This window comes from Shimia sp. W99 (genome assembly GCF_053851455.3).
The window spans coordinates 1,906,491-1,920,514 of record NZ_JBSQBU020000001.1; the positions used below are offsets into that span (position 1 = coordinate 1,906,491).

General features: G+C 57.8%; 13 protein-coding genes and 1 pseudogene. 3 read left to right on the forward strand and 11 right to left on the reverse strand.

All coding sequences use genetic code 11. The features are described from left to right. Positions 1-51: 51 nt before the first annotated feature. Entirely contained in the window at positions 52-1,068 is a 1,017-nt protein-coding gene (locus tag ACS3QZ_RS09465; RefSeq protein ID WP_456037615.1) for an AraC family transcriptional regulator, read from the reverse strand. Between the two features lie 447 nt (positions 1,069-1,515). Here ACS3QZ_RS09465 and ACS3QZ_RS09470 point away from each other — a divergent pair, with 447 nt between their 5' ends. Continuing rightward, positions 1,516-2,208: a DUF2270 domain-containing protein gene (locus ACS3QZ_RS09470; RefSeq protein ID WP_456037616.1), complete on the forward strand. Its 693-nt coding sequence runs from the start codon at positions 1,516-1,518 to the stop codon at positions 2,206-2,208. 10 nt (positions 2,209-2,218) lie between these two features. Here ACS3QZ_RS09470 and ACS3QZ_RS09475 read toward each other — a convergent pair whose 3' ends face one another. Together ACS3QZ_RS09475 and ACS3QZ_RS09480 are read right to left on the reverse strand one after the other, a co-directional pair. Continuing rightward, the gene (locus ACS3QZ_RS09475) at positions 2,219-3,121 is read right to left on the reverse strand and encodes a LysR family transcriptional regulator (protein WP_456037617.1); all 903 of its coding nucleotides are present in this window, start codon (positions 3,119-3,121) and stop codon (positions 2,219-2,221) included. A gap of 315 nt (positions 3,122-3,436) precedes the next feature. Continuing rightward, positions 3,437-4,194, reverse strand: a protein-coding gene (locus ACS3QZ_RS09480; protein WP_456037618.1) for an IS5 family transposase whose coding sequence is annotated in 2 segments (ribosomal slippage) — positions 3,437-3,876 and positions 3,876-4,194 — 759 coding nt in all. Because the reading frame shifts where the segments join, the coding sequence is not laid out codon by codon here. Positions 4,195-4,467: 273 nt separating this feature from the next. Here ACS3QZ_RS09480 and ACS3QZ_RS09485 point away from each other — a divergent pair. Both ACS3QZ_RS09485 and ACS3QZ_RS09490 read left to right on the forward strand, forming a co-directional pair. After that, entirely contained in the window at positions 4,468-4,662 is a 195-nt protein-coding gene (locus tag ACS3QZ_RS09485; protein WP_456037619.1) for a helix-turn-helix domain-containing protein, read from the forward strand. Between the two features lie 1,168 nt (positions 4,663-5,830). Continuing rightward, a complete protein-coding gene (locus tag ACS3QZ_RS09490) occupies positions 5,831-6,469 on the forward strand; it encodes a hypothetical protein (protein WP_456037620.1) in 639 nt (212 codons plus the stop codon). Between the two features lie 62 nt (positions 6,470-6,531). Here the strand turns inward: ACS3QZ_RS09490 and ACS3QZ_RS09495 are convergent, their stop codons facing one another. The 8 genes and pseudogenes from ACS3QZ_RS09495 to ccoN all read right to left on the reverse strand — a co-directional run bounded on the left by ACS3QZ_RS09495 (position 6,532) and on the right by ccoN (position 13,840). Beyond that, the gene (locus ACS3QZ_RS09495; protein ID WP_456037621.1) at positions 6,532-8,187 is read right to left on the reverse strand and encodes a glycosyltransferase family protein; all 1,656 of its coding nucleotides are present in this window, start codon (positions 8,185-8,187) and stop codon (positions 6,532-6,534) included. Positions 8,188-8,402: 215 nt separating this feature from the next. Then, complete coding sequence (locus ACS3QZ_RS09500; RefSeq protein ID WP_456037622.1) at positions 8,403-8,783, reverse strand: recombinase family protein; 381 nt, start codon at positions 8,781-8,783, stop codon at positions 8,403-8,405. Between the two features lie 279 nt (positions 8,784-9,062). Next, entirely contained in the window at positions 9,063-9,356 is a 294-nt protein-coding gene (locus ACS3QZ_RS09505) for a hypothetical protein (protein WP_456037623.1), read from the reverse strand. 180 nt (positions 9,357-9,536) lie between these two features. Beyond that, positions 9,537-10,294 (reverse strand): annotated as a pseudogene (locus ACS3QZ_RS09510) (IS5 family transposase). Positions 10,295-10,429: 135 nt separating this feature from the next. Beyond that, positions 10,430-11,302 carry a cytochrome-c oxidase, cbb3-type subunit III gene (ccoP, locus tag ACS3QZ_RS09515; protein WP_456037624.1) on the reverse strand — a complete coding sequence of 291 codons (873 nt, stop codon included), beginning with the start codon at positions 11,300-11,302 and terminating at the stop codon, positions 10,430-10,432. Continuing rightward, positions 11,299-11,484, reverse strand: coding sequence for a cbb3-type cytochrome c oxidase subunit 3 (locus ACS3QZ_RS09520; RefSeq protein ID WP_093090485.1), 186 nt, complete (start codon positions 11,482-11,484; stop codon positions 11,299-11,301). Before ACS3QZ_RS09520 ends, ccoP begins: the two co-directional genes overlap by 4 nt. An 11-nt stretch (positions 11,485-11,495) precedes the next feature. After that, on the reverse strand, positions 11,496-12,224 hold the full coding sequence (gene ccoO, locus ACS3QZ_RS09525; protein WP_456037625.1) for a cytochrome-c oxidase, cbb3-type subunit II: 729 nt from the start codon (positions 12,222-12,224) through the stop codon (positions 11,496-11,498). Positions 12,225-12,238: 14 nt separating this feature from the next. After that, positions 12,239-13,840 carry a cytochrome-c oxidase, cbb3-type subunit I gene (ccoN, locus tag ACS3QZ_RS09530; protein WP_456037626.1) on the reverse strand — a complete coding sequence of 534 codons (1,602 nt, stop codon included), beginning with the start codon at positions 13,838-13,840 and terminating at the stop codon, positions 12,239-12,241. Positions 13,841-14,024 lie beyond the last annotated feature (184 nt).

Genomic DNA, 14,024 nt, shown 5'->3' on the forward strand with positions numbered 1-14,024 from the left:
TTTCCCAATCTTAACACGTTCACACTTTGACCTGTATCAAATGCCACATCTTTAATGTAGGTTTTGATCCACTTTTTGCCCCGCGTCGCGCACCTGTTTGGGGGTGAGACCGGTCCAGCTCTGGAAAGCGCGGTAAAACGAGTTGGGATCGCGATAGGCCAGAAGGAACGAGATTTCCTCGACGCTCAGATCGCCACTCTTGAGATAGTGCATCGAAAGATCTTCGCGCGTTGCGTCCAGAACCCTTTGAAATGTCTTGCCTTCTTCCTTGAGATGCCGTTGCAGGCTTCTGCGGCTGGTCAACAGGCGGGCACAGACGGCATCCACCGTCGCCTGCCCCGCCGGAAGCAATTCCAGCAGGGCATCGCGAACCCGCTCTGACATTGCCATGTTGCGCTGGCGTTGTGCCAGTTGCCGGGTCAGGTCACGCTCGAACCCGGCCCACAGTTCCGGGTTTTCCGAAATCAGCGGGCGCTGCGCATCCGCGCGCGACAGCGTCAACCGCACCTCGCTCCCCAATACCACGCGGCGGCCGAAATAACGGTCATACTCGGCCTGGTTCGGCATCAGTTTCGGCATCTCCAGCTTGAGCGGCACAATGTCCGCCCCGGTGAAATTGCGACAGATCTCGATGAAATAAACCAGCTCGAACGCAGCCATCGCCATCGGCTTGCCAATCGCGGCCTCTCCCGTCGAGACTTCAAGAGTCACCGTTTCCGGGCTTGGTTTCACCAACAACCGCACCGGCGCCACCAATGGCTTGAAGATCGCCAGCCGTTCCAGTCCCGTCAAAACATCCGGGCTGCAGGAGAACGCGAACAGCGCCGGTTCGAACGGTCCGCGCGCCAGCATCCGAGCCAATTCCATCGGCAAACCCGGTCGGTCACTTTCTTCCATGAGCGCGCCCCAGATCGCAAAGAACTGCGCCGCGGTCACACCCAGCCCCGTGTCCTGCAAAACTGCCTGGGGCACCCCGGCCCGGCGCAGCACCCGCCCCGGATCCACGCCCAGAATGCGACAGGCCTGGACCGTCGAATTCGAAATCGCATAGCGCGTCTGTTTTTGCATGGTTCCCTCCGCGAGGCCTTGTGCCCCGATGATATCGGCATCCGGCGCCGCAAACCCAGTGTCACGCGCGGCTCCGGCACAATCCGCAAGCAGTTTGGCGCAAAATGCAAGTCACACTTGTGCGAGCAATCATCCATGTCGGGAAAAGAAAAAGGTACCGGCCTTCCCAGGAAACGCGCGAACAGGACGGGAAGACCGATACCTATGACCCCATCTGCACCAGCAACAGGGGTTTCTCTCAGAACCTTGCGGGATGTCCCTTTTTGGCTCCGTTGACGCCATACTGCGCCGATTCAACCTGCCGTGACTTGATCTCTGTCAAGTCGGCCACAGAAATCCCCGCATTTTTCCCTTAAAAATAAAGGCATTTCGCGTGCATCTTTTAAAACCGCGCCCCGCGCGTTTCAAAGCTTTGACCGCTCCTGCGCACCGTGCAAAGAATTGACTATGCAAGACCCCGATCGCCCCGTTGCCCCGCAAGACGAACGCAAAACCCTCACCGCAGCCGAGATTGGCGCAGTGGCCCATCTTTACCGGGGCGAGGTCTATCGAAGTACAATCTGGCGCACCCGCCTCGATACGACCACCAATTGGTCCGTCGTGACGCTTGGGGTGGCCCTGTCGATCTCTTTTGCCGAACCCGACGCCTCTCCTTTGCCGCTGGTGCTGGTCGGGGTGCTGATCGTGTTCTTCCTGATCCTCGAGGCCCGGCGCTATCGCTATTTTAACGTCTGGCGGGCTCGGGCACGCTGGATGGAGACGCATTTCTACGCCCCGCTCCTGCATGACGGTGACCTGCACATGGAAGAAAACTGGCAGAAGACCCTAGCCAGCGACTACATGCGCCCAGCCTACCATGTCAGCTTCCTGACCGCGATCGGACGACGAATCCGGCGCAACTACCTGTGGATTCTTCTGATCCAGTCCCTTGCCTTTGCCGGAAAGATCGCTGTGCACCCCACCCCTGTGTCGAGCTTCGAAGAAGCCCTGCGTCGCGCCGATATCGGCCCGATACCGGGCGAAACCATCGTTGCGTTCACCGTGCTCTACATCTTGGCATGGGCCGGGTTGGCGGTCTGGAGCAGCCGTGCTGATGCGCAAAAAGCCCGCGCGCGTGGCACCCAAACCTCGATGGGCTAGCCCAACGCGGTCAGCCTTGCGCCGGAGAGCCGGTAGGGTGCGCTTTGCGTCCCTGTCCGCGCAGCCACATCCGGAACGTTCGGGCCACCGGGCGCAGCGATGTCGGTCCGACCACGATATGATAGCCCTTGCGCCGCGCATCCTCGAACAACAACCGAAGCCGCCCGCTGCGCAAATCCTCCTCCACCCAGGCCCGCGCCGTGACCGCAACCCCCTGGGCACTGCGCGCCGCATCCAGCAAGAGGTTGCCGGGAAGATGCACCATGCCCGCCGTCGCCGTCTCGGGCACCCCGTTATCTTCAAGCCACATCGAGCTCTCCGAGGTGCCGAGTTCCTGCAGCCAGGGAAACTGCACCAGGTCCTGAGGCGTGGCCGCGTCCCGCGTCCCGATCAACGACGGTGCCGCCACGACAGCAATCGACGTCTGCAACAGCATCTCGCTTTCCAGCCCCGGCCAGTCCCCATTGCCATAGCGGACCCCGATATCAATCCCGCCGGGTGTGGGATCGGACAGGTTCGGGTTCGGGTCGATCATGATGTCGATCTCGGGGTGTTTCTGCCTGAAATCCGGCAGGCGCGGCATCAGCCAGTTCGCGGCAAAGGTCGGCGTCGTGGTGACATGCAGGGGCCGCGCCCGATCCAGTTCGCGCAGCTCGCGGGCCCGCTGCGCCATCGCGCCAAAGCCTCCCAGCAACGCATCCGCCAATAGTTGCCCATCCGGGGTCAGTACCGCCGCCCGTCCGGTCCGATCGAGCAACCGCAGGTCCAGATGCGCCTCCAACTGCCGGATTTGCTGGCTGATCGCCGCATGGGTGACATTAAGCGCCGCGCCCGCCGCCTGAAGCGAGCCCTTGTCAGCATAAGCAGCAAAGGCGCGGGCGGCGTTCAACGGTGGCAGATCAGTCCAGTTCATACTTAATTTCAGCTTACATATTGTCAGGCTTTCTGACTCGCAGTGTTACCCTGAAACATTCACATTTCAAGGCACCAACCCCAAACCCCAGGAGGCTTTCATGTTGTTCATTCTTTCAGATTTCATTCACGCGGCGACCTTTCGCGATCCCCGCGCCCGGCGCTGGGACGCTCCCCATCGCCGTTTCAGGGGCAATCGCCATGCGCGCGACAACCGCTGACATCCGGCCAGTTGCATGATCGACCCGATCGTATACCACCCCCACCTTGCCCAACCTTTCCCGCTGAAAAAGCCGGGGGACCCTAGGGTCAGGACTCATAGCCAGAAAATGACGAGTGCCGCCAGCGCGATGGCTGACAGGAATACCTTTGGGGATCTGTCGTAACGGGTCGCGACCCGCCGCCAATCCTTGAGCCTGCCGAACATGATTTCTATGCGGTTGCGCCGTTTGTAGCGGCGCTTGTCGTACTTCACCGTTTTCTTCCGCTGTTTTCGACCGGGGATGCAGGCGCGTATCCCTTTGTCTTTCAAAGCTTCTCTGAACCAATCGGCGTCGTAACCACGATCTCCGAGCAGCCAATCTACTTTTGGCAGGCTGCCAACGAGAACCCGTGCGCCGGTGTAATCACTGACCTGACCGGCTGTCACAAAGAGGTTCAGAGAACGTCCTTGGCTGTCGCAAATGGCGTGCAGCTTTGTGTTCATGCCGCCCTTGGTGCGCCCAATCAGACGCCCACGCCCCCCTTTTTCACACCCAGACTGGACGCCGTGCGATGAGCCTTCAGATAGGTGGCGTCGATCATGACCGTTTTCTCTTCACCATGATCAGCAGCCAAACCAATCAGCATCTCGGCGAAGATGCCCTTGTCGCTCCAACGCTTCCAGCGATTGTAGAGTGTCTTGTGCGGGCCGTATTCCTTGGGAGCATCACGCCATCGTAACCCGTTGCGATTGATGAAGATAATGCCGCTCAGCACCCGGCGATCATCCACACGAGGTTTGCCATGGGACTTGGGGAAGAAGGGCTCAAGGCGCGCCATCTGCGCGTCGCTCAACCAGAAAAGATCAGACATGTTTACCGCTCGTTTTTCGAGTCGTGAATCATGCCGCTAACCGGAAATCAATGGGTCCTGACCCTAAGAGCTTGGCGGATTTCTCTTTTCAGATCAGAGCATTACGATCCCCGAAGTAAGAAGATTCTAGAAGAAAAAGAAGAAGAACAATCAAAGCACAAATACGGATTTACGTAATTGCATAATTTTCGTCATGTTCGACCTTTGTTCCTTGAGCTGTAGCTGCCAAAACACTACAATGGCTCGTATCTGCTCACACATGGACCGCAAGATATGGACATTTCACCCCTGCTCACCGTGGCTGACTTCTGCCGGGCTATAGGTATTAGCCGATCCACCTGGCACAAGCTCAAGCGCCAGGGCGCAACACCTGCCGTCGTCACCATCGGCGGCATTCAACGCATCCGAAAGGAAGCAGCTGAGGCATGGCTTGCTGAGAACGAAACAAGAGGCAGCACCATCCACTGACACAACCTAGCCCGGTCGAAATGGGAGGAACGGCGGGCGCAACGAGGCTAAGAAACTGGACACGCAATTCACGGCATCAGGCCCTAACGGAACGGCTGAAACGCCCGAGTTACGGAAGCGGCCTATATATATATAGCTCGCGCGTTACCTATACCATACGGTTCCCACCAAGACCCACACAGAGACACCTTAGCGAACAAGGGCAGGCAAGGGGCGGTCCCCAGCCCCGCAGCCGCAGCCCGCCCGCTGGGCACGGTAATCAACGAGATCGCCAAGACAATCCAGCCGCCAGAAAAACGCACGGATGACTTGCCGGTCGGTTCTCAAGCAAAATTCATCGAGGCGGCAAAATGTGCTGCTGTTTGCGGTTTTCCAATCAACACGCTTCTCACGGTTCGCTGGGTATCGCTCTACCATCACGACAACGCCAATCCGCTCTTTGCGCAATCACCCGTCGAGCGAATTGCCTACCTGGTCGAATTGCTGAGAAAATGGGTTGGCACGCGGTGTCGCGGCGGCTTCCTGTATCTTTGGGTCCGCGAAACAACATCGGAGCTGGGCGAACACTGGCACCTCGCCTTTCATCTGCCACACGGAAAGCGAAAGGCCGTCGCGTCCTATCTCTCCGATCTTCTTGGCGAACCTGTAGACCACACGCCCGCACCAAGGCTCAAGGGCGAACAGAAGGCGAGTTCGCATGTAGCGTCTGGCGGTCGTGGCACCTGGCAAAAGACACATACCCGGAACGATCCGGTTTCTACCTCGCCGCTTATCTTGGGAAGGGCGAACCATCTGAACGCATGTTTCGCGGCAAACTGGTCCCGAACACCCGCAAGCTGGTCAGGGGCCAGGCATTCGGTGGCCGTGAAAGGTCTGGCAGATACGACGCGCCGCAAGGTCAGATCAGGGGCACGACAGCACTCAAGAAACGGTTCGACATTGCCCGTCCGCTCAAACAGGCCATGAAAGCCCGCCAGAGCGGCGATTTAAGCGGCATGGGGGGGGGTGAGGTATGGGAGAGGGGGGTGCCAAAAGCGAGAAGCGCGCTCAGCGGCGCTCTCTGCGCCTCTCAGGGGCATTTGCGAAAATCACCCCTTCACAGCAAAAGCAGCCGGGAACCGATACCGGGCAAGTTTCCAAATGATTTCGGCTAAATCTGAGGTGAGGCATGGGAGGGATCGGTAGTGGGCGACACTGGCAGTTCGGGGCAGACACAACGGACGATTACCGCTCGATTGATATTCGGTGGCTGAAACGTGAAGGGCTTCTGGATTTCGTGGGCAGTCGGCGCATTACCTGGTCGCGTGGTGGCGAGGTGACAGGCTCGATCAATGTCCAGTCAGAGCCGGGGCGCGTGATCCTGGACTATCGCCACCGGGATCGAGGCGGGGAATGGCAACCTGAACGCTATCCCGTCTATCTCGACACCACGCCCTGCCACATGGGCGGCGAGCGGCATTGGTTTCTTTGCCCAGCTCGGGGCTGCGGTCGCCGGGTCGCCATCCTCTACGGCGGGGCAATCTTCGCCTGCCGTCATTGCTACCAGTTGGCTTATCCCTCTCAGCGGGAAAAGCCGGGGGATCGAGCGGCACGGCGGGCAGATCGCATCAGGGACAAAATGGGCTGGCCTGGTGGCATCCTGGAAGGCGGCGACTGGGGCAAGCCCAAGGGAGTGCACTGGCGCACTTATGAGCGTCTTTGCCGCGAACACGACGCCCTGTCAGATCGCGCTTTGGTCGGGATCGTGGATCACCTGAGTTGCACGCACAGGCAGTGGAGTGGCACACGCGCAAAGTGGCGGCTCTGAAAATGGACCCCGAGATGGATGAGCTGGTCTCTGCTCTCAAGCGGGCAATCTAGGCGGCAGATTTACTCTGCCGCTATTTCTTGTTTGCTTCCAAGACTTTCCACAACTGAAAGAATTGTTTCCACACGCGCATCAAACGAGTGCATTTCGCTGAGCTTCCTGGCAAGCGCTTCGCGCTTTTTCAGTTTGCTTGCGGGTTCGTTCTGCGCGCTCTCGATGGCCGCTTTGAAGCTGTCAAAATCGGTGTAGGTGTAGATGTAGTCCGACAAGTCTTCGGGTAGCCAGCCGACGTCTTCGGAGACCGGGATAGCGCCGCACGCGAGCGTGTCAAAAACGCGATTGGACAAAAGGCCGCGAACCTGCATCACGGGTGTATGGTCATTCAGAACGATCGAGGCCGATTGGTAGATCGCCGGCAATTCGCTGTTGTCGATGAAGTCGTCCTGAACATAGTCTTTGTATTCGCTCTTTCGCCAGCCCGGTCCCCAGATTTTGAAATCCAACCCGGCTTGATCGGCAAACAAAACCGATTTTCTCACGTATTTTGCGCGCGAACGACCCACAAAGACAATTCCCTCTCGCGATTTTCGAGATTTTGGAGGTGTCATAAGTTCGGCATCGAAGGCCTGCGGAAGCAGTGTCGAAATTCCTTTGCCACGTCCGCTTTCACCTTCTTCCATCAGTGTCTGGGACGCCCAGAACACGTGGTCCGCTTCGTTGTAGTTGATGTCGCGCATCCCTTTCGAAATGCACCAGAACAGCGTAGTGCGGCCGGGGATCGCAGGCACTTGCGCCCTTCCCCGGAGTACAATGTCAATTCCGCCCGGTTCCGCATGCAAATCCCAGTCTTCCTGAGAAGCGATATAGGTTCGGTGACCCTTGCGGCTAAACGTGCGCGCGATACCACGTGCAAAGGCATAGTCGCCCCAAAAGGTCATGCGGCTCTTGTTAGGAGCGGGTATCTTTATGCAGACATCAGGATTGTTCTCCCATTCTTCCACCAGATCGAACGGATACTCGGACATAAATCGACTGCTTAGAGCAGGGACAACCGAGAATGAAGAAAAGTATTTCTCGACACCGTACTCGGCAAGCGACACGTCAAGGAACTCTTCCATGATCTTGTCATAGTTTTTTTCAAGAATGCGGTTTTTCGGGTCGAGATTGGCAATGATCACCAAACCTGTAGGCTCCGCATCAACGATCTCAAGTGTCAGGTCGGGTCGATATTTCCGGAGCACCGGCACCATTTTCCAGACGTCGCCGGTCCAGCTTGAGGTGGCGGCATCACTGCGGCTTCGCGAGGCCATGCCGGCTGTCCAGGGAAGGCAATCATGCAGCACGACGACGCCTTTGGATGTGCAATGGCGTTCGGTGCCGATAAAATCGCGCAGCAGGTATTCGAACAAGTGCATACCGTCCAGAAACGCAAGGTCGATTTTTGCGCCGAGTTTCTCAATGTGACCATTGGCAAAAAAGTCGTCGCTGGTCTCTTGAAACGCGTAGAGAGCAGGTTTGTTGCCCATCACTTCGGTGCGAAGGCGAAAGACCGGATCGACCGAGATGGATTTGGCTGAACTGAGTTCGAGGCTTACGCCAGTTTGCGTTCCAATCTCCAGATACCATTCAGGTTTCAGGCTGTTGTGCAATGACTTGAAAAACGACAGATAGTGCATCCCTTCTGCCAAGAAACATCCGTCTTCTGCAACTCTGTTCATGTTCGCACCTTTTGTGTCACTGTTCTTGCCTCAACAGGCGTGCCGCAATACTTTCTGTCGCGGTTCTTTGGTTAACTGGCTTCCGCAATCATAACACGATCTGCGCTGTTATTTGCAGCTTTTTCGTGGATTCGGGCGAAGTCAATCTCGGAAATTCCCGGCAACGCGTCCGCCAGCTTATGGGGGTCCTTTCCGGCTGAGTGCAGGATCGTACGTTAGGCAGCCAGTACGCGTCTTCCGTTCTCTCTGAGTTCACCGTTGGGTCCGACATATCTGTAAATTGTGACGGGTTTGACCCCGAGTTCTGCGGCGAGTTGCGAGACAGAGGTATCGCGACTGGACATGGCTGCCTGCGCGAGGCGCACCTGGGCTTTGGTCAACGCGAATTTACGCCCGCCTTTGCGCCCTCGCGCCCGTGCCGCTCTGAGACCCGCGACTGTGCGTTCGCGGATCAATTCCCGTTCAAATTCAGCCAGTGCAGCGAAGATGCCAAAAACCAGCCGTCCTGCAGCTGTGGTCGTGTCGATCTGTGCGCCTTGGCCCGTGAGGACGCGCAGGCCGATCTCACGATCGGTCAGCTCCTGCAGAGGGCTCAAAACCGAGGGCAAAAGACGGGGGCGGGAGCCTCAGGGTGTCATTCTGCACTCAGCCGGAATCGACCCCAGGTAGGGAGAGCGAAAATCAAAGTGGAGCTAATGTTAACGTTTGCTAAGGTTGAGGTGAGCAAAGGGTCGCGCCGGTTTCGACATACTGTAGGGGCTGGGGTTCGGTCTGGCCGCTAACCTGGGGGCAGATTACGAGAAGGGGAGTTAAAATCGGAAAACCGTTACTGGGGAACGGCTTGGCGAAGCAGAACCCCTCGCTCCTGCCCTACTTCAGTAGACCGCGTGACACTGAAATGTGCCTACCCGAGCAGCAGGATTACTAAGGGCTTCAGCGATTTCCTGGCAAGCCACTCTGTTGTCTACGTATCCAAATATCACCCCCACCGGGGATTCAATCGTTTCGTTCTTGATCAGCAAATACGCGCGGTTTTCAGGAAGCGCCCATTCCAACTCCCGCGCCGCCTTGATCATGGTTTCAAGATTTTTATCAGGATCTGCAGCTGCTAACTGCGGAAGACAGATCACCATCAGAAAAGCCGTCAGAGCAATAATCGGTTTGGTCATGCAGTCCCTTTCGTTCTGCCCTATTAAAGGAATCCCCCCCTGTCCTTGCCTGTTCAGACAGAGGCTTTCCTGAGGGTCAACGGCACTCACCCAAAAAGGCAATGCCGTCGGCTACAGCAAGGAAGGCTTTGACAGCGCCTACGTCGTATTCATGTACTTCGTAGTATCTAGGGTCAGGACTCATAGCCAGAAAATGACGAGTGCCGCCAGCGCGATGGCTGACAGGAATACCTTTGGGGATCTGTCGTAACGGGTCGCGACCCGCCGCCAATCCTTGAGCCTGCCGAACATGATTTCTATGCGGTTGCGCCGTTTTTAGCGGCGCTTGTCGTACTTCACCGTTTTCTTCCGCTGTTTTCGACCGGGGATGCAGGCGCGTATCCCTTTGTCTTTCAAAGCTTCTCTGAACCAATCGGCGTCGTAACCACGATCTCCGAGCAGCCAATCTACTTTTGGCAGGCTGCCAACGAGAACCCGTGCGCCGGTGTAATCACTGACCTGACCGGCTGTCACAAAGAGGTTCAGAGGACGTCCTTGGCTGTCGCAAATGGCGTGCAGCTTTGTGTTCATGCCGCCCTTGGTGCGCCCAATCAGACGCCCACGCCCCCCTTTTTCACACCCAGACTGGACGCCGTGCGATGAGCCTTCAGATAGGTGGCGTCGATCATGACCGTTTTCTCTTCACCATGATCAGCAGCCAAACCAATCAGCATCTCGGCGAAGATGCCCTTGTCGCTCCAACGCTTCCAGCGATTGTAGAGTGTCTTGTGCGGGCCGTATTCCTTGGGAGCATCACGCCATCGTAACCCGTTGCGATTGATGAAGATAATGCCGCTCAGCACCCGGCGATCATCCACACGAGGTTTGCCATGGGACTTGGGGAAGAAGGGCTCAAGGCGCGCCATCTGCGCGTCGCTCAACCAGAAAAGATCAGACATGTTTACCGCTCGTTTTTCGAGTCGTGAATCATGCCGCCAACCGGAAATCAATGGGTCCTGACCCTAAAGGACAGGGCCGAAAATGAAAAAGGGGCCGCGACAGCGGCCCCTTTTCCCTTGTCTTCGACAGCTGGCTTATTCGCCGCCACCCAGTCCATGAACATAGGTCGCAACGGCGCGGATCTGCGCTTCGCTCAGACGCTCGTTCCACGCGGGCATTGCGCCCTTGCGGCCCCCGACAACGGTCTCGCTGATGGTGGCATAGTCGCCGCCATAGAGCCAGATCGCATCCGTCAGGTTCGGCGCACCCTGGGCACGGTCGCCCGTCCCGTCTTCCATGTGACACGAGGCACAGTTCTCTTCAAAGACAACGGCACCCTCGGCCACCTTGGAGGCATCCTGTGCGTCACCCGAAAGCGACATCACATAGTTCACCACAGCGTCGATCTGCTCGGCTTCCAGAAGATCGCCAAAGGCGGTCATCTCGGACTGGCGCAGATAGTCGTTATCCGCGTCCGCCTGCTGGCGGATACCAACGGTGATCGTGGTGTGGATCGACTCGATGTCGCCACCCCACAGCCAGTCGTTGTCCAGCAGGTTGGGATATCCCACCGCACCGGCAGCACCCGAGCCGTGACACTGGGCACACCAGGTCTTGAACACAGCTGCACCTGCGGAAACCGCATAGGCGCTCAGCTCCGCGTCATTCGCGATTTCGGTCAGCTCTGCCGCTTCCAGCTTGGCATTGATCGGCGCCAGCTTGGCAGCTGCCGCATCAATGTCGGCCTGCACGTTGGCGCGGGTCGAAAAGCCCAGAACGCCAGCGGTTGCACTCTTGATGCCGGGCCATGCGGGATAGGCAATGGAATAGCCGATCCCCCAAACAATACAGGCGTAGAAGATCCAGACCCACCACTTGGGAAGCGGGTTGTTGTACTCTTCGATCCCGTCCCAGCTGTGGCCGGTCGTTTCGACCTGGTTACCTTTTTGAACAGGTTTCTTACTCATGTCCTCGCCTCCTCGTCCGTGGCGGGTTTGTCTTGGTGCCGGAACGGGATGTCCGCGGTTTCGCGGTATTCCTTGCTTGCCCCCGGACGGAACACCCAGAGGATGATTCCGATGAAGAAGGCAAACAGGAACAACAACATCCAGCTGTCGGCAAACTCACGCAGAAGGGAATATGTTTCCATTTTCCCGTTCCTTACCGCGACGCATCAGGGGTGAAGGTCGAGAAGTCGACCAGCGTGCCCAGCATCTGAAGATAGGCGATCATCGCATCCAACTCGGACACACCAGGCTGGCCGTCAAAGTTGCGCACGTTCACGTTCTCACCATAGCGCTCCAGCAGCCCGTCATAATCGCTGTCGGGATCTGCCTGGGCCATAAAGTCGGCCTGAGCGTTGGCGATCATGTCTTCAGTATAGGGCACACCCACGATGGCATTGGTTGCCATGAGATCACCGATATACTTCCCGTCGATCTTCTTCTTCTCGAGGAAGCCATATTTCGGCATCACCGACTCGGGCACCACCGACTGCGGATCGCGCATGTGGTCAACGTGCCAGTCGTCCGAGTAACGGCCACCCACGCGCGCCAGGTCAGGCCCGGTCCGCTTGGACCCCCACTGGAACGGGTGGTCGTACATCGACTCCGCTGCCAGCGAGTAGTGACCATAACGCTCGACCTCGTCGCGCATCGGGCGGATCATCTGGCTGTGACAGACATAGCACCCTTCACGGATATAGATCTCGCGACCGGCCATCTCGAGCGGGGTGTAGGGACGCATGCCCTCCACCTCTTCGATGGTGTTTTCCAGCCAGAACAGCGGTGCGATCTGCACGATGCCGCCGATGGTTACGACCAGGAAGCTGAAGATCAGCAGGAGGGTCGCGTTGGTCTCGAGGATTTTATGTTTATCGAGAATTGCCATTGCTCCGGCCCTCCTTATTCAGCCGGGACCGCAACGGAAAGGCTCGACTCTTTGGCCGGCGACTTCCGTACAGTCATCCACAGGTTGTAGCACATGATCACGGCACCAGCGAGGAACATAAGTCCACCCAGACCACGAACAACGTACATCGGGAACTTCGCGGCAACGGTGTCGGCGAACGAGTTCACGAGGAAGCCGTTTGCGTCCACTTCACGCCACATCAGGCCTTCCATGATGCCCGTGACCCACATCGACGCGGCGTAAAGCACGATGCCGATGGTGGCGAGCCAGAAGTGCCAGCTGACGAGGGTCAGCGAGTAGAGGCGCTCACGTTTCCACAGAACCGGAACCAGGAAGTACAGGGCACCAAAGGTGATCATGCCGTTCCAGCCAAGAGCACCCGAGTGCACGTGACCAATGGTCCAGTCAGTGTAGTGCGACAGCGAGTTCACGGCGCGGATCGACATCATCGGACCTTCGAAGGTCGACATGCCGTAGAAGCCTACCGAGATCACCATCATACGGATCACCGGATCGGTGCGCAGCTTGTCCCATGCGCCCGAAAGCGTCATCAGACCGTTGATCATGCCACCCCAGGACGGCATCCACAGCACGACCGAGAACACCATGCCCAGCGTCGACGCCCAGTCAGGCAGCGCGGTATAGTGCAGGTGGTGCGGACCAGCCCAGATGTAGATGAAGATCAGCGCCCAGAAGTGGATGATCGACAGCTTGTACGAGAACACGGGGCGTTCGGCCTGTTTCGGGATGAAGTAGTACATCATGCCCAGGAAGCCTGCCGTCAGGAAGAAGCCCACAGCATTGTGGCCGTACCACCACTGGGTCATTGCGTCCTGGACACCGGCCCAGACGATCACCGATTTCGAACCGAAGATCGACACCGGGATGGTGGCGTTGTTCACGAGGTGCAGCATGGCCACGGTCACGATGAACGACAGGTAGAACCAGTTCGCCACGTAGATGTGGGGTTCTTTCCGCTTGATGATCGTGCCGAGGAAAACGGCGAGATAGGCCACCCAGACGACGGTCAGCCACAGGTCAACATACCATTCGGGTTCCGCGTATTCCTTCGACTGCGTACCGCCCAGCAGATAGCCGGTGGCGGCAAGAACGATGAAGAGCTGGTAGCCCCAGAACACGAACCAACCAAGGTTGCCGCCCCAGAGGCGCGCCGCGCTGGTGCGCTGAACCACGTAGAACGAGGTCGCGATCAGGGCGTTACCACCAAAGGCGAAGATCACCGCCGAAGTGTGCAGCGGACGCAGGCGGCCAAAGTTGGCATAGCCCTGTGCCCATTCAAAGTTCAGTACCGGAAATGCCAGCTGGAAAGCGATGAAAACGCCTGCCAGAAAGCCGACAACGCCCCAGAAGGCGGTCGCGATCACGCCGGCGCGCACCACGGAGTCGAAATATTCGTCCTGCGGGTGCGACACGGTGGTGCCAACTCTCCGCAGGGTCCAGATAAACAGGCCACCAGACACTGCCGTCACAATGAGGGCATGTACCAGGTAAGCCACATCGCGCGCGTAGTTGGCCGCCATCATCGCCAGAAGCGTGATGAGACCAAGCGCGATCAGCTTGATATAATTAACCATTTTGCGTCCCTTACGTCTTTTACGTCTTTTCCAAGGCACGACTCGCACGCACCTCGGCTGTTTCAGACTGACCGCTTTTTGCGGCTGCAGCGTAAACTTTGCCTTGATCTGCATCAAAGCACGGTTTTCTGAAATGCGTCCCTATCAGGGATGTCCACTCGGGGTAGCTCGACGCCCCACATGA